Source organism: Martelella mediterranea (genome assembly GCF_021021415.1).
Taxonomy (GTDB): domain Bacteria; phylum Pseudomonadota; class Alphaproteobacteria; order Rhizobiales; family Rhizobiaceae; genus Martelella; species Martelella mediterranea_C.
Window position 1 is genome coordinate 42993 of record NZ_JAINWJ010000044.1, and the last position, 24462, is coordinate 67454.

Consider the following 24462-nt stretch of genomic DNA (forward strand, 5'->3'; position numbering starts at 1 on the left):
TACCGGAGCCGCTTCCAGCGACCGTCGACGAGAACATTAAATTGGTCGCCCTTCCGGCCTCGTCGAGTCAGCTTTGGCAAGCTTGACGAACAGTCGGAGTCAGGACCTCTTAGGTCTCTGGCGGGATGGCTATTATTGAACCCTCATGTGCAATTTCGCTTTGAAGACATCATGTGCGCTGCTATATGCGCGCACATGAGCACAAATGACGATCGCGTTCCACTCGACCATATCCGCAACTTTTCCATCGTGGCCCATATTGACCACGGCAAGTCGACGCTTGCCGACCGGTTGATACAGATCTGCGGGGGGCTGGCCGAGCGGGAGATGTCGGCGCAGGTGCTCGACAATATGGATATCGAGCGCGAGCGCGGCATCACCATCAAGGCCCAGACCGTGCGCCTGCACTACAAGGCGAAAAACGGCGAGACCTATGTGCTGAATCTTATCGACACGCCCGGCCATGTCGACTTCGCCTACGAGGTCTCGCGCTCGCTTTCGGCCTGCGAGGGCTCGCTCCTGGTGGTCGACGCCTCTCAGGGTGTCGAAGCGCAGACGCTCGCCAATGTCTATCAGGCGATCGACAATGATCATGAACTGGTCACCGTGCTGAACAAGGCCGACCTGCCCGCCGCCGACCCCGAGCGGGTCAAGGAGCAGATCGAGGACGTGATCGGCATCGATGCCTCCGACGCGCTGCTGATCTCCGCCAAGACCGGCATGGGCGTGCCGGACGTTCTGGAAGCCATCGTCCACAAGCTGCCGCCGCCGAAGACGGAAAAGGGCGCGGACGCGCCGTTGAAAGCGCTTCTGGTCGATAGCTGGTACGACACCTATCTCGGCGTCATGGTTCTGGTGCGCGTCATCGACGGCGTGCTGAAGAAGGGCCAGACCATCCGCATGATGGGCACGGATGCGAAATATCCGGTCGATCGCGTCGGCGTGCTGACGCCGAAAATGCTGGTTGTCGACGAACTCGGCCCCGGCGAGATCGGCGTCATCACCGCCTCGATCAAGGAAGTGGCCGATACCCGCGTCGGCGACACGATCACCGAGGACAAGCGCCCGACCGAGAAGATGCTGCCGGGCTTCAAGCCGGCGCAGCCGGTGGTGTTCTGCGGGCTGTTCCCGGTCGACGCCAACGACTTCGAGGATCTGCGCGCCGCCGTCGGCAAGCTGCGCCTCAATGATGCGTCGTTCTCCTACGAGATGGAAAGCTCGGCCGCCCTCGGCTTCGGTTTCCGTTGCGGCTTCCTGGGCCTGCTGCATCTCGAAATCATCCAGGAGCGGCTGGAGCGCGAATTCGATCTCGACCTGATCGCGACCGCGCCCTCCGTGGTCTATGAACTGACCATGACCGATGGCCGCGAGATCGAGCTGCACAATCCGGCCGACATGCCGGACGTGGTCAAGATCGCCGAAATCCGCGAGCCCTGGATCAAGGCGTCGATCCTGACGCCGGACGAATATCTCGGCGGCATTCTGAAGCTCTGCCAGGACCGGCGCGGCATCCAGACCGACCTCACCTATGTGGGTAACCGTGCGATGCTGGGCTATGAGCTTCCGCTCAATGAAGTTGTGTTCGATTTCTACGACCGTCTGAAGTCGATCTCCAAGGGCTATGCCTCGTTCGACTATCATCTCGCCGATTACCGCGCCGGCAACCTCGTGAAGATGTCGATTCTTGTCAACGGCGAGCCGGTCGACGCGCTGTCCATGCTGGTGCACCGTACGGCCGCCGAAAAGCGTGGCCGCGACATGTGCGAGAAGCTGAAGGAACTGATCCCGAAGCACATGTTCAAGATTCCGATCCAGGCCGCCATCGGCGGCAATGTGATCGCGCGCGAAACCATCTCGGCGCTGCGCAAGGACGTGACCGCCAAGTGCTATGGCGGCGACGCCTCGCGCAAGCGCAAGCTGCTCGACAAGCAGAAGGCTGGCAAGAAGCGCATGCGTCAGTTTGGCAAGGTGGAAATCCCTCAGGAAGCCTTCATCGCCGCGCTGAAGATGAGCGACGAGTAGGAGCGCCGGGGCAATCAGTCTGAGCCGAAACTCAGTCGATTTCCGGCTGTCGGTACTTTGGCGAGCCCATCGGCATCCAATCTCCCCCCTCAAGGGGCGAGATTGAGGCTGACAGGCTGCAGGATAAACTCAAGGCTTTTCACACCGTACCCGCCATTCCGGCGCCGCCCTTGACGACTCCCTTCAATTACGCTGCAAAAGCCTGATGCCGCCGCGTGCGGGCCGGCGTTGATGAAGGGATTCGCCATGCTGCGGGATTTTTCAGTGCAGAGCCTGTTCATGGGGCTCCTGGTTGCTTTTGTCGGCTTCGCGAGTTCGTTTTCGGTCATTCTGCAGGGGCTCGAGGGCGCTGGCGCGTCGCATGCCCAGTCGGCATCGGGCCTGATGGCGCTGTCGATCGGCATGGGGCTTTGCGGCATCATCATATCCGCTGTCACGCGCATGCCGGTGAGCATCGCCTGGTCGACGCCGGGCGCGGCACTCCTGGCCACCAGCGGCGCCTTGCCCGGCGGCTTCAACGCGGCCGTCGGCGCGTTCATGATTGCGGCGGCGCTGATCATCCTGGCTGGCCTGCTGAAGCCGGTCGGTCGCGCGATCTCCGCCATCCCGGCGCCGCTTGCCAATGCGATGCTGGCCGGCGTGCTGCTGGCGCTGTGTTTCGCGCCGGTGGAAGCGGTGAAGGTCTCGCCCTTGCTGGCTCTGCCGATCGTGGCGACCTGGGTGATCGTCGGCGCCTTCAACCGTCTGCTGGCGGTGCCGGCCGCCTTTCTCGCTTTCGTTGCCGTGCTGATCTTCGGCGTTGACGCCGATGCAGAGGCGTGGTCCGGCGTGTTTCGCAATGCTTTTGCCGCGCCGGTCTGGGTGACGCCGCATTTCTCGCTTCAGGGCGCGGTCTCGATGGCGTTGCCGCTGTTCATCGTCACCATGGCATCGCAGAATATTCCGGGCGTGGCGATCCTCAACATCAACAATTACCGCCCTTCCGCCGGCCGGATGTTTTCGGCAACCGGATTGGCGACGCTGTTTATTACGCCCTTCGGCGGGCACGGGGTCAATCTGGCGGCAATCACGGCTGCCATGTGCGCGGGAACGGATGCCCATCCCGATCCGAAGCGCCGCTATTGGTCGGCAATCATTGCGGGGATCGGCTATATCGTGCTCGGCCTGTTCAGCGGGCTTGTGGTCGCTCTCGTCTCGCTGGCGCCGCCAGTGCTGATCGAGGCGGTCGCCGGGCTTGCCCTGATTGGCGCCTTCGGCGGCGCGATCCTGGGTGCCTTCAAGGAGCCGGAGGCGCGCGAGGCAGCGGCGATCACCTTTCTGGTGGTCGCCTCCGGCGTTGGTTTCCTCGGTATTTCCGGGGCGTTCTGGGGACTTCTTGCCGGGCTGCTGGTCCACGGCATCAAGGGTTGGGCAGCGCAGCGTGCCCGCGCGCGGGAGGGGCGTGTTTAAGATTGCATTTCATGATGGATGGCGCTAAGGAACGGTCATGATCAGGTTTGCGAAAACTTTTCTGGCGAAGTCCACGCGCGGTACCACTGCCGCGGCGTCCGTCCTGCGCGACCTAAACTCGCTTCTTCTTCTCGGCCTTAACGGCGGTTGCCGGGTCCTTTGAGGAGCGCCCGGCGGCCGGAAAGCCGTCTGGCACAAGCGCTCCTGAAAAATCCCTGAAATTGAAGATCAAGGCAGCCATCGCGTGGAACACGGATGCGCGCCGGAGTGAGGAAAAATGGACGTGAAAACCACAGCCAACAAGGGCATGCCGTTCGCGGCGCAGAAATACCAACCCTATCAGCAGATCGATATGTCCGATCGGCAATGGCCGTCGAAGCGCATCGAGAAAGCGCCGATCTGGTGCTCGGTCGATCTGCGCGACGGCAACCAGGCGCTGGTCGACCCGATGGGGCACGACCGCAAGGCCCGCATGTTCCAGCTGTTGCTCGACATGGGCTTCAAGGAAATCGAGATCGGCTTTCCCTCCGCCTCCCAGACGGATTTCGACTTCGCCCGATGGTGCGTCGAAAACGGCAATGTCGGCGATGACGTGTCGCTGCAGGTGCTGGTCCAGTGCCGCCCGGAACTGATCACTCGCACATTTGAGGCGCTGGAGGGCGCGCACCGCCCGATCGTGCATTTCTACAATTCGACCAGTGAGTTGCAGCGCCGCGTCGTATTCGGCAAGGATGTGGCGGGTATTCGCCAGATCGCCGTCGATGCCGCCAAGATGATCACCGACATGGCGGCCAAGGCCGGCGGCGGTTACCGTTTCGAGTACTCGCCGGAAAGCTTCACCGGGACCGAGCTGGACGTCGCGCTGGAGATCTGCAACGCGGTGATCGAGGTTGTGAAGCCGACCGCCGACAACAAGCTGATCATCAACCTGCCCTCGACGGTGGAAATGTCGACGCCCAACATCTATGCCGACCAGATCGAGTGGATGTGCCGCAATCTCGACAACCGCGAGAACCTGATCGTCTCCGTCCATCCGCACAATGATCGCGGCACGGGCATTGCCGCCGCCGAAATGGGCGTTCTGGCCGGCGCGGACCGGATCGAGGGCACGCTGTTCGGCAATGGTGAGCGCACCGGCAATGTCGATATCGTCACGCTGGCGCTGAACATGTTCACGCAGGGCGTCGATCCGGAACTGGACTGCTCGGATATCGAGCGGATCAAGGAAGTCTACGAATATTCCAACCAGATGGTCATTCCGGAGCGTCACCCCTATGTCGGTGAACTGGTCTACACCGCCTTTTCCGGCTCGCATCAGGATGCGATCAACAAGGGCATGAAGGCGATCAAGGTCGCCAACAAGCCGCAGTGGGAAGTGCCCTATCTGCCGATCGATCCGCAGGATGTCGGCCGCACCTATGAGGCGATCATCCGCATCAACTCGCAGTCCGGCAAGGGCGGTATCGCCTATATCATGCAGTCCGACTACGGCATCAACATGCCGCGCGCCCTGCAGGTGGCGTTCCGCGAGCACGTGCAGAAGATCACCGATGAAGAGGGGCGCGAGCTTCCTTCCAAGCGGATCTACGACGTGTTCATGGAAAAATATGTCGAGCAGCCGAACGGCCGCATCAGGTTCGTCGATCATCAGACCTACCCGCAGGGCCAGGCCAAGGGCCAGCGCGTGGTGACGGCGGAGATCGAGGATAATGGCGTCTCGAAACGCATCGAGGCCAAGGGCAACGGCCCCGTCGACGGGTTCATCAACGCGCTGTCCGACTATCTCGGCATTGCGCTGTCGGTCGAGGACTATTCCGAGCACTCGCTGAACCACGGTTCCGATGCCAAGGCGATCGCCTATGTCGAGGTCGCCTATGATGGCGGCAAGATGTATGGTGTCGGCATCAACACCAATATCGTCGCCGCATCGCTGGAAGCGATCGTGTCGGCGGCGAACCAGATCCTGGCGGCGCGGTAACGCCCGCCTTACGACTCTGAAGAAGGCCGGTCGCGCTCAACGCGGCCGGCTTTCGTTTTCTCAAAGCTTGAGATAGGCGGCCTGGGCCAGTTCCGGCATGTTGGCATCGGAAGACGGGCCGACGACGGCGACCAGCGTGCGTTCGCTCTGCCACCACGAGACGATGAGATCGTCGCGGATGGTCTCCTGCACATCCGTCACCTGATTGTCGGGCGAGGCGGGGCGGGCCAGCACGAACACGGACAGCAGATCGCCGGCCGCATTGCGGTAGAACAACTCGATGCCCGGGGCGCGGTCGATCGCGACGACCCTGGCGCCCTCGAAGATCGAAGCGCCTTCCTCGAAAGTGGGGACCGTCATGTCGATGCCGATGGTGCGCTGGACGAGTTCGGCGAAGGCGGCGTCTTCGCCCGGGCCGACATCCACCAGCGGCTGATACTTCCGGCCGAAAACCCTGAAATTCGCGCAAACGTCATCGATCCAGTCGTTTGACTGGTCGAGTGAGAGATCGACCACCTGCGAGGCGCCGGAATCCCGCGACAGGCTGGCGCCCACGGCGACGCCGATGCCGAGAAATACCGCGCATGCCGCTCCCGCCATCCAGCGGCGGCGGTCGGCTGCCCTTTTCGGTCTGCTCTTGATGACTGCGGAATCCATAACGACCTTGAAACTCTCGATCGCATACGCGATATAATAATGGCCGGTCAACCCCTTCACCGGCCCGCATGCAGGCGCGATATTGCCTTGTGTAAATGGCGGAAACAAGGGGCGTGCAGCGTTTCCCCAGTTGGAAAGCTAATTTACTTGGATCGCAACCGTCTGTTGCAGCCGCTCCAGCCGTGCAGCTCGGAAAATATGGCTGAAATATGGCTGGCGCTTGCGCGCGCGTTGCTTTATCTTGCATGCCAACGAGAAAATAGAATGAAGGGGAGGATTTATTCTATGATCAACGTTTGGCCAAAAACAGAGTAATAAAAAGAGCCATGATCGAAAATCAAAGCGGCGCAGCAGCAACGAGGCAGGCGATTATCTCCGCGGCCCTCCGGCTTTTTGGAGAATATGGTTATAACGCTGTTTCCACACGTAAAATCGCGGAATTATCAGGCGCGAATATCGGCAGTATCGCCTACCATTTCGGCGGCAAGCCAGGGTTGATGCGCGCCTGCGCACTTTACGTTATCGATACTGCCAAGAACAGCATCGGCAGCGCGATGCTGGAGCCGATATCGGCCAAGATGACCCCGACCGAGGCACGGGAGGAGCTGGTCGAATTGATGGTTCTTCTGGTTCGGCCCCTGACGCCCAATTACGACGAAGACGAGATTTCGGCCTTCATCATGCGCTATATCTCGCTTCCAAGCGAGGCCTTCGACCTTCTCTTCAACGAGTTTATCGAGCCGCTGCACAAGCATTTGCGGCAGTTGCTGGCGCGGGCCACCGGACGGGACGAGAATGGCGAGGATCTGGCGATCCTGACCTTCACCCTTCTCGGGCAGGCGCATTATTTCAAGATCTGTCGCCACATCGTGCAGCGCAGCCTTGATTGGGACGGGATAGGCCAGAACGAATGCCTGAAACTGCGTAATGCCGTCCGGTTCAACGTTAACGCCATCGTTGATGCCAGCGCTACCCCGGCTTTGCGCCGGACCCTCGTGCATGAGGACGCGATGTAGCGCCGAGGGCCAATCAGCGGTCGTTGGTATAAGAGAAGCTGAACTCGCTTTCCGGTTCTATGATGCCGCTCGCTGCGCTCAAAGCGTGGCGGCGGCATTGCATTTCATATGAGCCGGACCTGCCGCTGACGGAGATAAGGTTGAAGCCGGACGGCGGCTTCTTGCCGTTGGCGCCCTGGCCCGCGGCCGCGATGCCGATCACCGGCGTCTTGCCATGCCGCGTCTCGATGAAATTCACGGTGTTGAGGTGGGTATGGCCGTGCAGCACCAGTTCGCAGCCGCCGGTGGCAATCGTTGCCTTGAACCGGCGAATGCCGATCAGCCGTTTGTGGCGGGCGGCCGCGTTGCGCACGGGCGGATGATGGATCATCAGGATCCGGAACAGCCCTTCCTCGCCCGCCTGGCGTAGAAGCTCGGCGGTCTTGCGCGCCTGTTTCGCCTCGAACGAGCCGATCGCCAGAAATGGCGGCGACGGAATGGCCGATGAGCAGCCGATGATGGCGACCGGGCCGCGCCTGCGGAGATAGGGGAAGGTCATCCTGCCCAGATGCGCGCCCTCGTGATCATCACCCTGCATGTAGTCGCCCCAGGCCCTGGCGATTTTGGCATAGGCGCCGCCGACATAGGCATCGTGATTGCCCGGAACCAGCGATACTTCGTGGGCCGGGCCGACGCTTTTCAGCCAGTCGGCGGCGATATCGATTTCCTTGGTGGTGGCGAGGTTGACCAGATCGCCGGTGATCGCGAGGTGATCGGGATTCTCGTCGGCGATCGCCAGCAACAGGTTTTCCAGCGTGTCCTTGCCGAGATGCTTGCGGCGGTTGCGATGCCAGTTGAAAAAGCCGGTGATCCGCTTGGAAAACAGCTCCTTCGGCGACAGCCGCGGCAGCGGCCCGAGATGGACATCGGAAATATGGGCGATTGTGTACATGCAGTCTTCTTATACCAAGGATCAGCGATTATCACCCATATGACCGGAGCGATTTTGAAAGCCGGCTAGGCGAAAGCCGCAGTCGTAGCCATAGCTACGGCGAGGACTTTCAACGACGCGGGCTTTCAAAAGCGCCCGGCCCTTTAAGGGTGCGGCTGGAATGGCCCCCGAGGGCGTCAAAATCCTCGCGCGATGCTCCTGCATCGCTCTGCGGTATTTTCCTACTCGGATGGCCATTCCAGCACGCATCATATGGGTCATAATCACTGATCCTTGGTATTAGCTTTCCGACGCCCGCCGGACAAGCGCCGCCTTTTCAGCCGCGCCCGTGCGGCGCGTCGAGATCGAGTACGGGCCCTTCAGGCACGATGCCCGTCGGATTGATCGTTTTGTGCGAGCCGTAATAGTGGCGCTTGATGTGGTCTATATTGACTGTCTCCTTAACGCCCGGGACCTGATAAAGTTCGCGCAGATAGCCCGAGAGATTGGGATAATCGGCAATCCGTCTGAGATTGCACTTGAAGTGGCCGACATAGACCGGGTCGAAGCGCACCAGCGTGGTGAACAGCCGCCAGTCGGCCTCCGTCAGCCGATCGCCCATCAGGTAGCGGTTCTTGCCAAGGCGGTCTTCCAGCATGTCGAGCGTTTCGAACAGCTTCAGCACATTTTCCGAATAGGCCTCCTGCGTGGTCGCGAAACCGGCCTTGTAGACGCCGTTGTTGACGGTGTCGTAGACCACCGCATTGATCTCCTCGATGCCATCGCTCAGATCCTCCGGGTAAAAGTCGACATCATTGCAGGTGAGATGATCGAAGGCGCTGTTGAACATGCGGATGATTTCCGCCGATTCGTTCGAGACGATGGTCTCGCGCTTCTTGTCCCAGACGACCGGCACGGTCACGCGACCGGTGTAATCCGGATCGGCCTTGGTATAGACCTGCCAGAGATAGTCGGCGCCGTTCACCTTGTCGGCCGTGCCGCCGTCGCGGTTCTTGAACTCCCAGCCGTTTTCCAGCATCAGCGGGTCGACGATGGAGACGTCGATATAGTCCTCGAGCCCCTTCAGCTTGCGGAAGATCAGCGTGCGGTGCGCCCAGGGGCAGGCGAGCGCAACATAGAGGTGGTAGCGGCCCTTTTCGGCCTCAAAGCCGCCATCGCCTTCCGGCCCGGCGCTGCCGTCGGCGGTGATCCAGTTCCTGAACTTCGAGCTTTCGCGCTTGAACTTGCCGCCCGTCTTGTCGGTGTCGTACCAGACGTCCTTCCAGACGCCGTCTACCAGCATACCCATGGCCTGCTCCTTTCATTCGTCTTGCCCATTTACATACGGCGCGCCCGCCACTTTGCCACCCCCGAAACCATTGACAGTGTGTTGCATGCCATCCGGCCCTGTCGTTTTCGCAGTCACCGGTCTGGACGACCGCTGCGTTTCCTGCTAGTGGCCGACGAAACGCAAATTTGGAAAATGTCATGCGGAACCTGCGACGACGCTGATTGGAAGTTCAGACCGGATTTTCTCCGGCCCCGACATCATGCGTTCTCCAGACAGGTTCAGACATCAATGACGAGTGAATTGCGTTACCTCCCCGAAGAGGCCTCCCACGACGCTGCCATCGAAGACATCAACGCCGAGGCCTTCGGCCCCGCCCGTTTCGTGCGCGCTGCCGCCCGTATCCGCGAACAGGGGCCGCATGATCCCGCGCTGTCTTTTGTCTGCGTCGATGGCGACGAGGTTATCGCCTCGGTTCGGATGACGCCGGTTTTTGCCGGCATGGCCGAAGGGCACATGCTCGGTCCGCTCGCCGTCAAACCCTCCTACAAGAACCGCGGCATCGGCCGCCACCTCGTCAAGATAGCAGTTCAGGCCGCCCGTGATGCCGGGTCGGAAGTCGTGATACTGGTCGGCGATCCGCCCTATTACGGCCCGCTCGGCTTCCTGCCGATCGTCCCGCCGACGCTGCAATTGCCGGGACCGGTGGATTACCGCCGCGTTCTGGCCGCGCCGCTTGTCGAAGGCGTGGAGGGGAAGCTCATCGGCATGATGCGGTTTCGCGGTTAGGGCTTTTCAGTGTTCTCGGATGTGTGCCGGTTGGCGAAAGCCTCTCAGCCTCAATCTCCCCCCTTGAGGGGGAGATGTCGCGAAAGCGACAGAGAGGGGTAAAGGGCGTAAGCCCTAAAAGCCGCAACTCCGAATTTGCCGACAGGGTTCACCCCTCTCTGCCCCTGTCGGGGTATCTCTCCCTCAAGGGGCGAGATTGTTGGGCTGAGGCGCCGCATTTTCGAAGGCGGCCTTTTCGCTTGCTGCACAGCTCAGCTCCGCCCCTCGCGCCACCATGTGGCGGAGATCAGCGCGAGGAGTGCGGCAAGGCCGACCAGGCCGTTGAAGAGCGGCAGGGAGCGGATGCTTTCGAGCCTTGTGTCGGCGGTTTCCACGATCGGCATGTAGCTGTCATTTCCAGGTCGCACCGGGCCGCTGACGAGGCGGATCGGCGGTATGCCGTCGGCGATGCGCTGGGTCAGCCCGCCGGTTTCGCCGGAAAGCGGGGCGAGGGTGTCGGTGGTCGAGATCATGCCCTTGAACTCCGGCGCATCCGGATCGCCGATATTGACGAGGCGCTGAAGATCGCCGTTTTCCACGGTGAACAGGCCCATTTCATCAACGCGGGTTTCGCCGCGATAGAGACCGGGCCCCGCTTCGGTGAGCGGAACCGTGATGCTCTGGCCCGAAGGCGTGGTCACGGTCGCATCCGGCGCGCCGTCTTCCATGGTCTGGCGGGTGATGGTCAGCGTCTCGCCATCGACGGCGGCCGAAAGCGTTTCTTCCTCCAGCGCCGGTTCCTTCATCAGCCAGTGGGCAATGCGGCGGTAGAGCGGAACATAGGGGCCGCCGCCTTCAAAGCCGCGCGCCCAGAGCCATCCCTGGTCGGAGAGGAATTCGGCGACGCGACCTTCGCCCTCGCGGGATAGCACCAGTAGCGGCGCGCCGTCGGCGGCGGTCATTACGGTCTCCCCGCGCGCCGGGCCGACCGGGATCGAGCGGAACCAGCGTCCCCAGGCCGGCGGCTCGGAGCCGCTGCCGGGCAGGTCGCGGGTGACCGGATGGCGTTCGCCGGTCTCGGAGATTTCGGGATAGTAGCCGCCCTCGGAAAGATCGCCGGTCGGGATCGCCGGCAGCACGGCGGAAAGCGGCGTGTCGGCGATCGATTCCGGGCCCGCGATCTCCGGTCCCGCGGCCACAAGCAGCGCGCCTCCGTTCAGCACATATTGCGCGATATTGTCGTAGTAGAGCAGCGGCAGCACGCCGCGGTTCTGGTAGCGGTCGAAGATGATCAGGTCGAAATCGTCGATCTTGTCGACGAAAAGCTCGCGCGTCGGGAAGGCGATCAGCGAAAGCTCGTTGATCGGCGTGCCGTCCTGCTTTTCCGGCGGGCGCAGAATTGTGAAATGCACCAGATCGACGGAGGCATCGGATTTCAGGAGGTTGCGCCAGGTGCGTTCGCCCGAATGCGGCGACCCCGAGACCAGCAGCACGCGCAGGTTCTCGCGGATGCCCTCGACGATCTGGACGGCGCGGTTGTTGATGGTGGTCAACTCGCCATCGACCGGCGCGACAGAGAGTTCGAGAATGTTCTCGCCGCCGTTCTCGATATCGAAGACATAGCGCGTCTGCAGATTGGTGCCGACCATCATTTCAGCCGCGACTTCGCCATTGATGCGCGCCGTCACCTTGGCCGGGCCGCTGGTGTGTTCGTCCACCGGTCCGTCATCGACCACGGTGAACTCCACCGGCAGGCTGTCGCCGACAAGGCCGAAGCGCGGCGCCTCGTTGATTTCGATGCGGCGGTCATATTCGCTGTCGGTGCCGGTCACCAGCGCGTTGAGCGGCATAGCGCCGGGAAGACCCTCGGCATCCTCCGGCAGGTCGTGGATCTGGCCGTCGGTGATCAGGAAGGCCGCCCCCAGCCGGCTCGGCGGCACATCACGCACGGCTTCGGAAAGCGCGGCGAAGGCGCGTGTTTCGGCGCGGCCGTTCTCGTCGGCGGTGGCAACATCCACCACCCGGGGCTCCAGCATCGGATCGTCGGCGAGCCTTGCCTGAAGGGCGGCCAGCGCCTCGTCGGTCTGGCTCTGCCGTTCCCCGGTCAACTGGCTCTGGCTGCGGTCGACCACGATCGGCACGATGGTGGTGAGCGCCGAGCGCTCCTCGCGGCTGATGGTCGGATTGGCAAGCGCCGTCACCAGAGCCAAGCCGGCGGCGGCGCGCAGCGTGGTTGCCCGCATGCGGGTGAGATAGCCGGCGGCCATCAGCGCCAGCACGAGGGCGAGCGCGGCATAGATTGCCCAGAGCGGCAGAAGCGGTGAAAAGGTCAGCGCCATTATTGCCCCAGCCTTTCCAGGAGGGCAGGGACGTGCACCTGGTCGGCCTTGTAATTGCCGGTCAGCATGTACATCACGATGTTGACGCCGGTGCGGTAGGCATATTGGCGCTGCATCGGGCTTTCCGGCACGGTCGGCAGCATCGGCGTCGAATCGGGATTGATCGCCCAGGCGCCGGCGAAATCATTGCCGGTGATCAGGATCGGCGAAACGCCGTCGCCGCCGCTGGTAACGATATTGCCCGCCGCGTCCTCGCCCGCGCGGGCCTCGACCCAGAGCGGCGAGCCGTCATAACGGCCGGGGAAATCGGAGAGCAGGTAGAACGACCGCGTCAACACATGGTCTTCCGGCACGGGTTCCAGCGGCGGCACATCGATATTGTCGAGGATCTGGCGCAGCCGCTCGGTGTTGGCGCTGACCGCGCTCTGGCCGAGCGGCGAATACTGGTCGCGGGTGTCGAACAGCACGGTGCCGCCATTGCGCATATAGGCCTCGATCCCGGCAATCGCCTCTTCGGAGGGCATCGGCGCCGTGGCCGAGATCGGCCAGTAGATCAGCGGGTAGAAGGCCAGTTCCTCGCTTGCCGGATCGACGCCTATCGGATCGCCGGGCTCCAGCGCCGTGCGGTAGGAGATGTAGTCGGAGAGGCCCTTCAGCCCGCGTTCGGAGATGCGATCGACCTCGTCCTCGCCGGTGACGACATAGGCGAGGTGGGTCTCGTAGAGCAGATCGGCGATCGCCGCATCGTCCATCTGGGCATGAGCCGGCGGTGCCGAGCCGAGATAAAGCGGGATCGCCAGGGCGCAGGCGGCAAGGAACGCGGCGGACATAGCGGCCCGGCGCGGGCGCAAGCCCCGGAACGCGCCGTTCATGGCCAGCATGATGATGCCGTCGATGATCAGCAGCGCCATCGCGGCGGCCAGCAGCCAGGGCTTGAGGCTGAAGGCGCGGGCATCGCCGATCGTCACGGATCTGACCGCATCGCCGAAGCCCGAAATATCGACCGGCGCAAGCTGATCGCCTGCCGCAAACAGGTTCAGCGCCGTGAAGCCATCCGGCGAGCCATAGAGACCGGGCGGGTGTTCCGCCGTTGCCGCCGTTGGCCCGCCGGGGACGGCAAGCGGCTTGGCGTCGGCCACGTCGCTGGTGAGCGTGCCGTTGGCGGCGAGCAGGCGATAGGGCGACAGCAGTGAAACCGCATCTCCCTCTTCGGCCTGCCCAGCGCGCGACAAGTTGACGATCCGGCGCAGCATCTCGACGAAATAGCCGGAGATCGGCAGGTTCGACCAGTTGGGATCGGCGGAGGTATGAAACAGTACGATCCGGCCCTCGCCGAGTGCGCCTTCCGTCACCAGTGGGGTGCCGTCGGCAAGGCTCGCCCAGGTGTGATCGGACAGCGTCGGCGCGGGTTCGGCCAGCACCTGGCGGGTGACGGTGATGTCGTCGGGAACCGGCAGACCGTAGAACGGGCTTTCGGCCGGAAACGGCGCCAGCGGCTGCGGCTCGCTCCAGCTCATCGCGCCGCCGAAGGCGCGCGCGCCGGAGCGAAGGCGCACTGGCAGAAGGGTGTCATCGCCCGAGGCGGCGGCAAGGCGCGGGCCGGCAAAGCGGATCAGCGTGCCGCCGGCCTCGACCCATTGCGAGAGCGCGGCATGGGCCTCTTCGGGCAGCGTACCGACATCGCTCAGGATCAGCACCGAGGGGTTGCGGTCGGTAAGTGCTGCGATCTCCTCGGGCAGCGTTGCCGCATCGCTCGAAATCAGGTCGGCATAGGGCGACAGCGCCTGCTGCAGGTAATAGGCGGCGGAGAGAAGCGGCTGGGCATCGTTGGCCGGGCTGCCCGATATCAGCCCCACCCGCCGCCGCTTGAAGCCGTCATCGAGCAGATGGACCGCGCCGGCATTGGCCGCGCCATCGATCGCGACCCGGGCGAAATCGTTGCGGACCTCGAACGGCGCGCGGATTTCGGCAGAGGCGGAGCCGGCTTCGGCATTGAAGTTAAGCGGTGCCGAGGCGATCACCCGGCCCTGAAGGTCGTAGGCGTTGACCGTCATTTCCGCCGGCGAAGCGGTTTCCGCGCGGCTGGCGGTGATGCGGCTCGCAGTCGCGTCGTTCTCGACATCGGTGAGGGCCGCGGGCAGGGCGCGCGGCGCGCTCAGCACGAGATTGTCCTCGGCCGAGGAAAGCATGGAAAAAGCGGCCGCGTCATCCGGTGCCGCGAGGCCATCGCTGATGAAGGCGACGGTCGCCGGGGGAGTCTCGCCGAAGGCTTCGGATAGCGCGGTCGCGGCGGCAAGCCGGTCGGGCCTTGCAGCGCGCGGTTCGGCGGCGGCAAGGCGCTGGCGCGCCTCGGTCGCTGACACCGGCGTTGGATCATTCACGGTTTCGGCGGTGAAGGCCATCATGATTGGCCGGTCGGCATCGGCGGCGGCATCGATCAGGGTTTCGGCCGCGCGGGTGCGCGCCCGCCAGTCCTCGGCGCTGGCCCAGCCATTGTCGATCAGCAGCGCCAGCGGGCCGCCGGTCGCGATCGTGGTGCGTTCGGGGTCGATCACCGGATTGGCGATCGCGAGGATCACCAGCGCGGCCAGCGCCATGCGCAGCAATGTCAGCCACCACGGGCTTTTCGCCGGCGTCTCGTCGCGCTTGGCAAGCCTGAGCAGGATCGCCAGCGGCGGGAATACCTCACGGCGCGGACGCGGCGGCGTCAGCTTCAACAGCCACCAGATTGCCGGCAGAACCACCAGCGCGGCCAGAATGAGCGGGCTTGCGAATTCCATCACCGCACCCCTCTGCCGAGGCCGGCAAGGCGCGTATGGATCGCGGTCAGCGCCTCGGAGGCGGGATGGTCGGTATGATGGGTCACGAACGACCAGCCGGCATGGCGCGCGGTATCGGCGATCACTTCCCGGCGGGCATGATATGCCGCGAGATAGGCATCCTTCAGGCTTTCCGCGCGGCCGAGCGTCAGTTCGCTTCCGGTTTCGGGATCGGTAAAAGCGGTGCGTCCGCTATAGGGGAAACTCTCCTCCGCCGGGTCCGCCACCTCGATGAGATGCGCTCCGAGGCCGCGCTCGGAAAGCGGCATGATCTGTGCAAACAGTTGATCCGGGGCGTCCAGAAAATCGCCGATCATCACCAGTTCCGACGGGCCGCGCATCATCCGGGTCTGCGGCAGTTCCGCCGGAAGGTCGGTGGCCGACGCCAGCGCATGGGCAAGCTTTTCAGCGCCGTTGCGGTTGGAAACCGGCTCCATCAGACCGGGATAGCCGACGCGTTCGCCGGAGCGCAGCAGGGTCTCGGCAAGCGCCAGCAGGATCACCAGCGCGCGGTGTTCCTTGGAGACGGGCGCAAGCTCCGAGCGGAAATGCATGGACGGGCTGAGATCGGCGTAAAGCCAGATGGTGTGCGCCGCCTCCCATTCCATGTCGCGGACATAGGTGTGGTCGTCGCGCGCCGAACGCCGCCAGTCGATGCGCGCCATCGATTCGCCCTGCGAATAGGGCCTGAACTGCCAGAAATTCTCGCCCGGTCCCCGCCGCCTGCGGCCGTGCCAGCCGGTAATCACCGTGTTGGCGATCCGCCGTGCCTCGACCAGGCAGTCCGGCAGCAGGGCCGCGCGCCGCCGGCCCTCGGCAAGGGCCGAATTGCGGGCGGTCGGCGGTGTCGTTTGTCCGATTGCAGCCAATGGCAAACCTGTCAGTTGAAATCGCGCTTGGCGATTGCGGCGATGACGTCGGTCACGGTCTTTCCTTCGGCGCGGGCTGCGAAGGTCAGCGCCATGCGGTGCTGCAGCACGGGCCCGGCAAGCGCGCGTACATCATCGACGGACGGCGCAAGCCGGCCCTGGTAAAGCGCGCGGGCGCGGGCCGTCAGCATCAGCGACTGGCCGGCGCGCGGGCCGGGGCCCCAGGCGACGTCGCGGTCGGTATCGGCGTGACCCTCGCCGGGGCGCGCGGCGCGCACCAGCGCAAGGATCGCCTCCAGCACACTTTCGCTGACCGGCATCTTGCGGATCAGCCTCTGGATTTCCATCAGTCGCGCGGCGCTCAGCACGGGGGTTGCGGTTCCCTCTTCCGCGCCGGTGGTTTCCAGCAGGATGCGGCGTTCGGATGCGATGTCGGGATAATCGACATTGACCTGCAGCAGGAACCGGTCAAGCTGGGCTTCCGGCAGTGGATAGGTGCCTTCCTGCTCCAGCGGGTTCTGGGTGGCGAGCACATGGAACGGCCGCGGCAGGTCATAATGCTGGCCGGCGATGGTGACGGCATATTCCTGCATCGACTGCAGCAGCGCGGACTGGGTGCGCGGCGAGGCGCGGTTGATTTCGTCGGCCATGAGCAATTGCGCGAACACCGGGCCCTTGATGAAGCGGAAGGCGCGGCGGCCGGCCTCGCTCTCTTCGAGCACTTCGGAGCCCAGAATATCGGAGGGCATCAGGTCGGGCGTGAACTGAATGCGGTTGCCGTCAAGGCCGAGCACGGTGCCGAGCGTGGAGACGAGCTTGGTCTTGGCAAGCCCCGGCACGCCGACCAGCAGCGCATGACCGCCGGAAAGGATCGCGAGCAGCACGTTTTCGACAACGCTTTCCTGCCCGTAGATGACTTTCGACACTTCCTCGCGCACGATCTTGATATCGGCGAGCGCCTTTTCGGCCTCCGCCACGATCTGCGTTTCCTCGGTGTCAATCGCGCCCATTTACATGTCTCCAAGGCCCATGGCCAGTTCGGGTCTCAGGCGGCGAAAAGTTCGAACGCTACCTGTCGGGAAAGGATAATCACCTGCGGGCGGCTGACAAGCCGGTTTGAAATGACTATTTCGAGAGGAGGGCATTCTGGCCCTGAAAGTGAGACGGAAAAATGACGCAAGGCAATATGGCGGGCGATGTCGGCGGGCTGGCTTCGGCCATTACGCGCCAGCTTGATGGCGGCAAATTGCGCAAGCCCGCGCCTGTGGACCGTTGGGAGCCGGATTTTTGCGGCGATATCGACATGGAAATCAAGGCGGACGGGACCTGGTTCTATCAGGGCAGTCCCATTGGCCGCGCGGCCATGGCCCAGCTTTTTTCAACGGTCTTGCGCAAGGACGAGGACGGCGAGACCTATCTGGTAACGCCGGTGGAAAAGCTCAGGATCAGGGTGGAGGATGCGCCGTTCATTGCCGTCGGCATGGACATTGAGGGCGACGGCGACAGCCGGACGCTTGTGATTCGCACCAATATGGGCGATGTGGTTGAGGCCGGTCTCGATCATCCCCTGCGCTTTGCCGTCGATGACGATGATGACGGGCTGAGGCCCTATGTGCTGGTGCGCGGTCGTCTCGAGGCGCTGTTTTCACGGGCGCTGACCTATGATCTGATGGCGCTTGGCGAGGAGATCGACATTGATGGCCGGGCCATGTTTGCGATCCGCTCCGGCGGAATCGCGTTTCCGGTGATGGCGATGGCGGAACTGGAGAAGCGCCTGTGAGGGAAACCGTGAAGGAAACACCGTTTGCCGCAGGCGCCTTCCGCGAACGGGCGCTCAGCCAGCGCGGACGGCCGCCGGAACATGCCTGGCGCGATCATGGCGATCACAAGCTCAATCCCGACCTCTTCGCCTATTACGAAGATCTCGACATGCGGGCCGCCGCCGTTCTGGTGCCGGTGGTTGACTATGGCGACGAGGCGCGGGTGATCTTTACACAGCGGACCACCAAGCTGCGCAAGCATTCCGGCCAGATCGCCTTTCCGGGCGGCTCGATCGATCCCGAGGACCTTTCCCCGGAGGATGCGGCGCTGCGCGAAACCGAGGAGGAAATCGGGATTGCTCGCAATTTCGTCCAGCCGGTGGCGCGGCTGCCGGATTATCTTGCGGGCAGCGGTTTCCGGATCACGCCGGTTCTTTCGGTGGTGCGGCCCGGTTTTTCGCTGAAGATCAATCCGGACGAGGTCGATGCGGTGTTCGAGGTTCCGCTCGGCTTCATGATGGATCCCGCCAATCACGCCCGCGGCACCGCCATGCTGGGCGGTCAGATGCGGCAGTATTACGAAATCAAGTTCGGCGATCACCGGATCTGGGGCATCACCGCCGGCATCGTCAGAACAATTTACGAAAGGCTTTACGCTTGACCAAGCTCTGCAATCAGGACTGGTTCGAAGACGATCGGCTGAAGAGCGTTCTTGAAATCCTGAACGGCGAGGGCGGCGAAACCCGCATTGTCGGCGGCGCGGTGCGCAATGCGCTGATGGGCCAGCCGGTCGGCGATATCGACCTTGCGACGACGCTTCTGCCCGACGCCGTCATGGCCCGGGCGAAAGCGGCCGGCATGAAGGCGATCCCGACCGGGATCGATCATGGCACTGTCACGGTGGTCTGCGAGGGCAAGCCTTTCGAGACGACCACGCTGCGCGCCGATGTCGAAACCTTCGGCCGCCACGCGACCGTGCGTTTCGGCACCGACTGGGCCGAGGACGCCGCGCGGCGCGACTTCACCATCAACGCGCTCTATGCCGATGCCGATGGCACGATCCATGACCCGGTCGGCGGGCTTGCCGATATCGAGACGAAGACGGTGCGGTTCATCGGCGAGGCGGAAACGCGGATCCGGGAGGATTATCTCCGGATTCTGCGGTTCTTCCGGTTCTTCGCCTGGTATGGCGGCGGCAGGCCGGATGCCGACGGCCTTCGCGCCTCGGTTCGCGCGCGCGATGGTCTCGCTTCGCTTTCCGCCGAGCGGGTGTGGGCGGAGACAAAGAAACTGCTTGCCGCCCACGATCCCTCGCGCGCGCTGTTGTGGATGCGCCAGACCGGCATTTTGACCGCCATCGTGCCGGAAAGCGAGAAATGGGGGATCGACGCCATTCCCGCGCTGATTGACTGTGAAGCCGCGCTCGGCTGGCAGCCGGACCCTTATCTGCGCCTCGCCGCGATCATTCCGCCCTATGATGTCCGCGTCACCGAACTCGCCGATCGGCTGAAATTCTCCAATGCCGAGCGGGCGCTCTTCCTCGCCTTCGCGACCGCGCCCGCCATCAGCGGCGCAACCACGGCGTCGGCATTGCGCAAGATGCTCTATCGCAATGGCAGAGGCGGCATTTTCATCAGGCTGAAACTGGCGTTGGCGAGCGCGCGCGGCAAGGCCGGCGCGGGCGATCTCGACGCAGCGGGCGAGGCCGGCAAGCTCGGGCAACTGGTTGATCTGGCCGAGAGATGGGAAAAGCCGCAAATGCCGTTTTCGGGCGGTGATATCGTGTCCGCCGGGGTGCCGGCGGGGCCAACGGTCGGCGATTACATGAAAAAGCTCGAAGACTGGTGGATCGAAGGCGACTTCAAGGCTGACCGGGCAGCGCTGGCCGCCCGGCTCGATGCGCTTCGCAAAGACAAGGCCTAAACCTTTTCCTCGTCCTTGATGCGCGCCTTGATGTTTTCGACCATGTTCTCGCGAATAATGGTCTCGCCGTGGGTTGTCCTCATATGCTCGACGGCGCGACGGACGACTTCCGCCTCCTCGTCCGCACTGGCATGAAAGGTGCAACCGGGTACGAGTGAACCGCAATCAAAGCGTTTCATGGTATCCTCCTTGTGGTTGGCCTCCCAGCCGGCAAGGACCGGGAGGTCTTTGCTGAGTGCCGCACGATCGCGGCTGGCCCGATCGAAGCCGTCATTGACGGCGCCTCGTGTTAATGCTGGGCCCAGGTTTCGAAAACAGCCGAACCCTCGCAGGGCCGGCGATGCCCGTGAGCCACATGGCCCGGACGTGCATTCTCCTCAGGCGCCGCAACCTTGCGCGGTTTCGGCTTCTGGTCGTGCTGTTTATGCCTGTATTCCTTGATGTCGACTTTCTTCGTCATTGTTCAGCTCCTCCCGAACAAGCTTACAATCAAGTCTTATAGAAACGTGGTGCAACAGCCCTATGAATGCAAGGTGAACAAGGCGATTGTTTGATGAAAAATTAACTGTAACGATTTAGGATTAAGGCCATCTCGTGACAGGCGGCAGCGAGGACAGGATTGCCTCGATATTGCCCCCGGTTTTCAGCCCGAAAACGGTTCCGCGATCGTACAGCAGGTTGAACTCGACATAGCGCCCGCGGCGGATCAACTGCTCGTCGCGATCCTCCGACGTCCATTCGTGATTGAAGTTGGAGCGCACGATCCGCGGATAGACCAGATTGAACGCCCGGCCGATATCCTGAACGAAGGCGAAATCGGCATCGAGCCCGCCCTTGTCATCCGCCGAATGCTGCCAGTCGAAGAACACCCCGCCAATGCCGCGCGCTTCCTTGCGGTGGGGCAGGTAGAAATACTCGTCGCACCATGACTTGAGCTTCTTGTAGTCGATCACGGCCTGGTGGCGGTTGCAGGCGATCTCCATGGCCCGGTGAAACAGCATGCTGTCGGGGTCTTCCTGCTTGCGCCGGCGGGAAAGCACGGGCGTCAGGTCCGCGCCGCCGCCGAACCACCAGCTCTTGGTGACGATCATGCGGGTGTTCATGTGCACGGTGGGCACATGCGGGTTGACGGGGTGGGCGATCAGCGAGATGCCGCTCGCCCAATAGCGCGTCTCCTCGTCGACGCCCGGCATATTGGCGGCCATCTCCGGCGAAAACGTGCCCTCGACGGTGGAGGTGTGGACCGCCGCCTTCTCAAACACGCGGCCATGCATGACGGACATCCGTCCGCCGCCCTCTCCATTTTCGCGGGTCCAGTCCTTGACCTCGAAACGACCGGGCTCCAGATCGCTCATCGGGCCGGTCAGTTCCCGCTCCAGCGCCTCGAAGCCGGCGCAGATCGTGTCCCGGAGGCTTTCGAACCAGGCCTTTGAGGCGGCTTTTTTCTCTTCGATGTCGTCCGGCAGACCCACGGGCAATTGCGGCCGTTCCATAGATGCACTCCACTCAAGACTGAAACGCCCGTTGACCCGGGCTTTTTGATTTGACTCGCAAATTTTCAAGGAAAACCTTATCTTCTTTGAAGAATGAAGGATAGCGTGATGGCCAATGTTCCAAAGCCGCCTTCAATGGCGGGGCTTAAAAAACGCATCCGGGAACACCGGGCGCAGGAAAAGAGCGACGGCTTCGTGCGCGAGCGCTATTGCCTCGCCCGCGAGGATGCCCGCGCCAAGGCGCGCGAGTGGTTCCAGAGCTACCCCAAGGCCGCCTACTGGACCGAAGTTGAAAGCTGGCGCGTGACCGGCGACGACCGGATCGAATTCACCATGCGGCGGCTCTCCTCCGCCGATTGATCGCGGTCAGGAAAGCCCCTCGAGACCGCCGGTCTGACGCATCGCCTCGGCCGCGACGATGCCTGCCGATACCGCCAGATTGATCGAACGCTGCCCCTCAGCCATCAGGATCCGCACCCGATGGTCGGCGGCCTCATGGACATGATCGGGCACGCCGGCGCTCTCGCGGCCGAACAGCAGGATATCGTCCGGCCGATAGGCGAATTCGGTATGGCCGACACTTGCCTTGGTGGAGGCCAGTACCAGACGCCGGCCGCTGTCGCGCCGGAAGGTCTCGAAGGCGTCCCAGTCCACATGGCGGGTCATCACGGCGCTCGCGATATAATCGAGCCCCGCCCGCTTCAGGTTCCGGTCCGACAGCGCAAAGCCCGCCGGCTCGATGATATCGACGGCAAGGCCAAGGCAGGCGGCAAGCCTCAGGATCGTGCCGGTATTGCCGGCGATATCCGGCTGGTACAGAGCAATGCGCAGGGTCATGGGCATTGTCTATGTCGGAACGCTCCCTGCCTCAAGCCTCAGATGACCCCGAGCAACTTCCACCACAGGAAGTCGAGTGGGATCAGCACCAGTGCGGTGATCGCGGTCAGCGGCGCCAGGATCTTCATCAGCTTGGCCACCGGCTGCTCGGTGACCTGCATGCCGACCATCAGCGGGCCGGACTGGTAGGGAAACAGCATGGTCGAGAAGCCGATCACCTGCGTCATCAGAACCGCCATCACGCTGAAACCGGTCAGTTCCGCCAGTTCGCCTGCCATCGGCGTCAAGACGGCGGGCACGCCGGGCAGGATCGATATAACCCCGACCACGAAGGCGATCAGCGACAGCGACAGGAAGTTCAGGAAATCGCGCCCCGGTTCCAGCGGGAGGATATGTTCCATGCCGTGGGCGATCACGATGCCGAGCCCGGTATAGTTGACGACCGCACCGAGCGCCAGAAACCCGCCCATGAACAGCAGCACGCTGAAATTCACATGCTTGTCGAATTCGGCAGGCCCGACCGGCCCGACGCCCGGCCACAGCAACGCAACCGAGGCGACAATGCCGACCCAGGCGGGATTGATGCCATGGAATGTGTCGGTCATCCAGAAGGCGAGCGTCGTGACCAGAATGCCGACCACATACCATTGACGCCAGCCAAGCGGCGTGGAGGTTGCCTCGGCCTTGCCTGTGCTCTGCGGGCGCGGCGTATCGGGAAAGATGCGCACGATCAGCGCAATCATGATGATGCTTTTGACCACGCCCAGAAGCGGGAAATGCAGCACCATGTAATAGGCATAGGTGAGATCGATCCCGTAGATCGTCTGGGCCGCGCCGGCGAGAATGAGGTTGGGTACGTTGGACGGCAGCAATGCGAAGCCCGGAATATGGCAGGCGAAGGTCACGGCGATGGCAATGGCGGTGCGGCCCGTCGTCCCCTTTTCGAAGCCGAGGCTGTCGGCAAGCGCGACGGCGATCGGCCAGAGCAGGAAGAACCGTCCGAGAGATGACGGCATGACGAAGGTCAGCACGATGGAGATCGCGAATATGCCGGATATCAGGACAACATAGCTTCCCGAAAGGCGTCCGAGCAGCGCGCCGCCGATCCTTTCGCTCAGACCGGAACTCTTGATGGCCGCGGCGATCAGGAGCCCGGAGAACACCAGCCACATCGCGGCCGAATGGAAACCCGAAAATACAACGTCGGGCGGCGCGAGCTTCAGCAGCAGGGCGATGACGAAGAACAGCAGGCTTGCCAGATAGGGCGGCACCAGGCCGGTCGCCCAGAGGCTGAGCGTCACCAGCACCAGGCCCAGGGTGCGGGCCTGATCCGGGGTCATGAAGGAGACGGGAAAAAATGCGAATATGATCGCCAGTATGGCGATGCCCGCGACGATAAGTTTCTTGTAGGTCGGCATCGATAAGCCTTTGGATTGTTCTTTCGACCAGTGTATGAGATCGGAAAGAACTGCGGAACTGCTACATGATGCCAAACGATATCGCGTTTCCGACAATCTTCTTCGAGGACGACTTCTTCGAGGACGAGGCGCCGGGTTCGGTCCTCGACCCCGAGCGTCCCGTCATGGCGCGGGTGCGGCGCTGGAAGGCGGGCGAGGTCGGCCGCGAATCGCATTCTCATCCGCGCGGCCAGCTTTTGTGGGCGGAGGAGGGGATATTGCGGGTGCGCTCCGGCGGCACGCACTGGCTCGCGCCCTCCAGCCACTGCGTCTGGATACCGGGCGGGGTCGTGCATGCGGTGGCGATGGAAACCGATGTCGCGGCCTGTTTCATCTATATCGACCCCTCCGTGACCCGCGTCGGCAAGAGCGCCTGCGAGGTTCTGCACATGACCGCGCTGATGCGGCATCTGATCCTCAAGTTTCGCGCGCTGGCGCTGGAGGCGGCGGCCGACAAGGACGAGCGGCTTTCGCGGCTGTCAGAGGTCATCATCGATGAACTGGCGACCCTGCCATCCGCCCCCCTCAGCCTTCCCGCCGGCAGCGATCCGCGCCTCAAGCGCGTCACCGGTCGGCTGCTTGAAAGGCCGGATGACCATGCCAGCCTTGAGGAAATGGCGCGTTCTTCGGGCGCGGGCGTCAGAACGCTGGAGCGTCTGTTCCGCCGCGAGACCGGGTTCAGCTTTTCCGAATGGCGCAGCCGGCTCAGGCTGATGGAGGCGGTCAACGATCTCGGGCACGGAAGAAGCAGCACGGAGATCGCCGGGCGGCTCGGCTATCAAAGCGTGAGCGCCTTCGTTGCCGCCTTCCGCCGACATTTCGGCGTGCCGCCGCAATCCTACATGAAGGATGGCTCTCTCTGAGAGACGGAAATGGT

General features: G+C 63.1%; 22 protein-coding genes. 10 read left to right on the forward strand and 12 right to left on the reverse strand.

Annotation, left to right across the window (positions count from 1 at the left end):
• Window positions 1-171: 171 nt before the first annotated feature.
• From lepA to leuA, 3 genes are all read left to right on the forward strand, one after another.
• Window positions 172-2022 (forward strand): translation elongation factor 4, encoded by a 1851-nt coding sequence (gene lepA, locus K7H91_RS20090; RefSeq protein WP_419197504.1) that lies wholly within the window; start codon window positions 172-174, stop codon window positions 2020-2022.
• A 246-nt stretch (window positions 2023-2268) separates the two neighbouring features.
• The gene (locus K7H91_RS20095) at window positions 2269-3471 is read left to right on the forward strand and encodes a benzoate/H(+) symporter BenE family transporter (RefSeq protein WP_230722015.1); all 1203 of its coding nucleotides are present in this window, start codon (window positions 2269-2271) and stop codon (window positions 3469-3471) included.
• Between the two features lie 277 nt (window positions 3472-3748).
• On the forward strand, window positions 3749-5449 hold the full coding sequence (leuA, locus tag K7H91_RS20100; RefSeq protein ID WP_230721989.1) for a 2-isopropylmalate synthase: 1701 nt from the start codon (window positions 3749-3751) through the stop codon (window positions 5447-5449).
• Between the two features lie 60 nt (window positions 5450-5509).
• On the opposite strand, the gene K7H91_RS20105 is transcribed toward leuA, so the two are convergent.
• Window positions 5510-6157 carry a hypothetical protein gene (locus tag K7H91_RS20105; protein ID WP_230721990.1) on the reverse strand — a complete coding sequence of 216 codons (648 nt, stop codon included), beginning with the start codon at window positions 6155-6157 and terminating at the stop codon, window positions 5510-5512.
• 275 nt (window positions 6158-6432) lie between these two features.
• Here K7H91_RS20105 and K7H91_RS20110 point away from each other — a divergent pair, with 275 nt between their 5' ends.
• Window positions 6433-7122, forward strand: a complete 690-nt coding sequence (locus K7H91_RS20110; RefSeq protein WP_230721991.1) for a CerR family C-terminal domain-containing protein — start codon at window positions 6433-6435, stop codon at window positions 7120-7122.
• Window positions 7123-7135: 13 nt separating this feature from the next.
• On the opposite strand, the gene K7H91_RS20115 is transcribed toward K7H91_RS20110, so the two are convergent.
• Together K7H91_RS20115 and K7H91_RS20120 are read right to left on the reverse strand one after the other, a co-directional pair.
• Window positions 7136-8053, reverse strand: coding sequence for a metallophosphoesterase family protein (locus K7H91_RS20115; RefSeq protein WP_230721992.1), 918 nt, complete (start codon window positions 8051-8053; stop codon window positions 7136-7138).
• A 316-nt stretch (window positions 8054-8369) separates the two neighbouring features.
• On the reverse strand, window positions 8370-9341 hold the full coding sequence (locus tag K7H91_RS20120) for a glutathione S-transferase family protein (RefSeq protein ID WP_230721993.1): 972 nt from the start codon (window positions 9339-9341) through the stop codon (window positions 8370-8372).
• A gap of 270 nt (window positions 9342-9611) precedes the next feature.
• On the opposite strand from K7H91_RS20120, the gene K7H91_RS20125 reads away from it, so the two are divergent.
• Window positions 9612-10109 carry a GNAT family N-acetyltransferase gene (locus tag K7H91_RS20125; protein ID WP_230721994.1) on the forward strand — a complete coding sequence of 166 codons (498 nt, stop codon included), beginning with the start codon at window positions 9612-9614 and terminating at the stop codon, window positions 10107-10109.
• A 251-nt stretch (window positions 10110-10360) separates the two neighbouring features.
• Here K7H91_RS20125 and K7H91_RS20130 read toward each other — a convergent pair whose 3' ends face one another.
• Genes K7H91_RS20130 through K7H91_RS20145 form a run of 4 tightly spaced genes read right to left on the reverse strand, consistent with a single transcriptional unit; the run spans window position 10361 to window position 17125 of the window.
• Window positions 10361-12427 carry a hypothetical protein gene (locus tag K7H91_RS20130; RefSeq protein WP_230721995.1) on the reverse strand — a complete coding sequence of 689 codons (2067 nt, stop codon included), beginning with the start codon at window positions 12425-12427 and terminating at the stop codon, window positions 10361-10363.
• Entirely contained in the window at window positions 12427-15207 is a 2781-nt protein-coding gene (locus K7H91_RS20135) for a DUF4159 domain-containing protein (protein ID WP_230721996.1), read from the reverse strand. The genes K7H91_RS20130 and K7H91_RS20135 overlap by 1 nt, the downstream gene beginning before the upstream one ends.
• Window positions 15207-16115 carry a DUF58 domain-containing protein gene (locus K7H91_RS20140; RefSeq protein ID WP_230721997.1) on the reverse strand — a complete coding sequence of 303 codons (909 nt, stop codon included), beginning with the start codon at window positions 16113-16115 and terminating at the stop codon, window positions 15207-15209. Before K7H91_RS20140 ends, K7H91_RS20135 begins: the two co-directional genes overlap by 1 nt.
• Before the next feature lie 11 nt (window positions 16116-16126).
• On the reverse strand, window positions 16127-17125 hold the full coding sequence (locus K7H91_RS20145) for an AAA family ATPase (protein ID WP_230721998.1): 999 nt from the start codon (window positions 17123-17125) through the stop codon (window positions 16127-16129).
• A 161-nt stretch (window positions 17126-17286) separates the two neighbouring features.
• On the opposite strand from K7H91_RS20145, the gene K7H91_RS20150 reads away from it, so the two are divergent.
• The 3 genes from K7H91_RS20150 to K7H91_RS20160 are packed head-to-tail and all read left to right on the forward strand — an operon-like array spanning window position 17287 to window position 19798.
• Window positions 17287-17895: a DUF1285 domain-containing protein gene (locus K7H91_RS20150; RefSeq protein WP_230721999.1), complete on the forward strand. Its 609-nt coding sequence runs from the start codon at window positions 17287-17289 to the stop codon at window positions 17893-17895.
• 8 nt (window positions 17896-17903) lie between these two features.
• Window positions 17904-18536, forward strand: coding sequence for a CoA pyrophosphatase (locus tag K7H91_RS20155; RefSeq protein ID WP_230722000.1), 633 nt, complete (start codon window positions 17904-17906; stop codon window positions 18534-18536).
• Entirely contained in the window at window positions 18533-19798 is a 1266-nt protein-coding gene (locus K7H91_RS20160; RefSeq protein WP_230722001.1) for a CCA tRNA nucleotidyltransferase, read from the forward strand. Before K7H91_RS20155 ends, K7H91_RS20160 begins: the two co-directional genes overlap by 4 nt.
• Here the strand turns inward: K7H91_RS20160 and K7H91_RS20165 are convergent.
• From K7H91_RS20165 to hemF, 3 genes are all read right to left on the reverse strand, one after another.
• Window positions 19795-19977, reverse strand: a complete 183-nt coding sequence (locus tag K7H91_RS20165; RefSeq protein ID WP_230722002.1) for a DUF1059 domain-containing protein — start codon at window positions 19975-19977, stop codon at window positions 19795-19797. The two genes, K7H91_RS20160 and K7H91_RS20165, sit on opposite strands and share 4 nt — an antisense overlap.
• A 110-nt stretch (window positions 19978-20087) precedes the next feature.
• Window positions 20088-20258: a hypothetical protein gene (locus tag K7H91_RS20170; protein WP_230722003.1), complete on the reverse strand. Its 171-nt coding sequence runs from the start codon at window positions 20256-20258 to the stop codon at window positions 20088-20090.
• 121 nt (window positions 20259-20379) lie between these two features.
• A complete protein-coding gene (hemF, locus tag K7H91_RS20175) occupies window positions 20380-21291 on the reverse strand; it encodes an oxygen-dependent coproporphyrinogen oxidase (RefSeq protein WP_230722004.1) in 912 nt (303 codons plus the stop codon).
• A 108-nt stretch (window positions 21292-21399) separates the two neighbouring features.
• Between hemF and K7H91_RS20180 the strand changes: the two genes are divergently transcribed.
• The gene (locus K7H91_RS20180; RefSeq protein ID WP_230722005.1) at window positions 21400-21651 is read left to right on the forward strand and encodes a hypothetical protein; all 252 of its coding nucleotides are present in this window, start codon (window positions 21400-21402) and stop codon (window positions 21649-21651) included.
• Between the two features lie 6 nt (window positions 21652-21657).
• On the opposite strand, the gene K7H91_RS20185 is transcribed toward K7H91_RS20180, so the two are convergent.
• Window positions 21658-22128, reverse strand: a complete 471-nt coding sequence (locus tag K7H91_RS20185) for a tRNA (cytidine(34)-2'-O)-methyltransferase (RefSeq protein ID WP_230722006.1) — start codon at window positions 22126-22128, stop codon at window positions 21658-21660.
• 38 nt (window positions 22129-22166) lie between these two features.
• Complete coding sequence (locus K7H91_RS20190) at window positions 22167-23546, reverse strand: SLC13 family permease (RefSeq protein WP_230722007.1); 1380 nt, start codon at window positions 23544-23546, stop codon at window positions 22167-22169.
• Between the two features lie 65 nt (window positions 23547-23611).
• On the opposite strand from K7H91_RS20190, the gene K7H91_RS20195 reads away from it, so the two are divergent.
• Window positions 23612-24448 carry an AraC family transcriptional regulator gene (locus K7H91_RS20195; RefSeq protein ID WP_230722008.1) on the forward strand — a complete coding sequence of 279 codons (837 nt, stop codon included), beginning with the start codon at window positions 23612-23614 and terminating at the stop codon, window positions 24446-24448.
• Window positions 24449-24462 lie beyond the last annotated feature (14 nt).

Coding starts and splice junctions, on each gene's coding strand:
- lepA (WP_419197504.1), top strand. CDS start 172: ATGTGCGCTGCTATATGCGCGCACATGAGCACAAATGACGATCGCGTT.
- K7H91_RS20095 (WP_230722015.1), top strand. CDS start 2,269: ATGCTGCGGGATTTTTCAGTGCAGAGCCTGTTCATGGGGCTCCTGGTT.
- leuA (WP_230721989.1), top strand. CDS start 3,749: ATGGACGTGAAAACCACAGCCAACAAGGGCATGCCGTTCGCGGCGCAG.
- K7H91_RS20110 (WP_230721991.1), top strand. CDS start 6,433: ATGATCGAAAATCAAAGCGGCGCAGCAGCAACGAGGCAGGCGATTATC.
- K7H91_RS20115 (WP_230721992.1), bottom strand. CDS start 8,053: ATGTACACAATCGCCCATATTTCCGATGTCCATCTCGGGCCGCTGCCG.
- K7H91_RS20120 (WP_230721993.1), bottom strand. CDS start 9,341: ATGGGTATGCTGGTAGACGGCGTCTGGAAGGACGTCTGGTACGACACC.
- K7H91_RS20125 (WP_230721994.1), top strand. CDS start 9,612: ATGACGAGTGAATTGCGTTACCTCCCCGAAGAGGCCTCCCACGACGCT.
- K7H91_RS20130 (WP_230721995.1), bottom strand. CDS start 12,427: ATGGCGCTGACCTTTTCACCGCTTCTGCCGCTCTGGGCAATCTATGCC.
- K7H91_RS20135 (WP_230721996.1), bottom strand. CDS start 15,207: ATGGAATTCGCAAGCCCGCTCATTCTGGCCGCGCTGGTGGTTCTGCCG.
- K7H91_RS20145 (WP_230721998.1), bottom strand. CDS start 17,125: ATGGGCGCGATTGACACCGAGGAAACGCAGATCGTGGCGGAGGCCGAA.
- K7H91_RS20150 (WP_230721999.1), top strand. CDS start 17,287: ATGACGCAAGGCAATATGGCGGGCGATGTCGGCGGGCTGGCTTCGGCC.
- K7H91_RS20165 (WP_230722002.1), bottom strand. CDS start 19,977: ATGAAACGCTTTGATTGCGGTTCACTCGTACCCGGTTGCACCTTTCAT.
- K7H91_RS20170 (WP_230722003.1), bottom strand. CDS start 20,258: ATGACGAAGAAAGTCGACATCAAGGAATACAGGCATAAACAGCACGAC.
- hemF (WP_230722004.1), bottom strand. CDS start 21,291: ATGGAACGGCCGCAATTGCCCGTGGGTCTGCCGGACGACATCGAAGAG.
- K7H91_RS20180 (WP_230722005.1), top strand. CDS start 21,400: ATGGCCAATGTTCCAAAGCCGCCTTCAATGGCGGGGCTTAAAAAACGC.
- K7H91_RS20185 (WP_230722006.1), bottom strand. CDS start 22,128: ATGACCCTGCGCATTGCTCTGTACCAGCCGGATATCGCCGGCAATACC.
- K7H91_RS20190 (WP_230722007.1), bottom strand. CDS start 23,546: ATGCCGACCTACAAGAAACTTATCGTCGCGGGCATCGCCATACTGGCG.
- K7H91_RS20195 (WP_230722008.1), top strand. CDS start 23,612: ATGATGCCAAACGATATCGCGTTTCCGACAATCTTCTTCGAGGACGAC.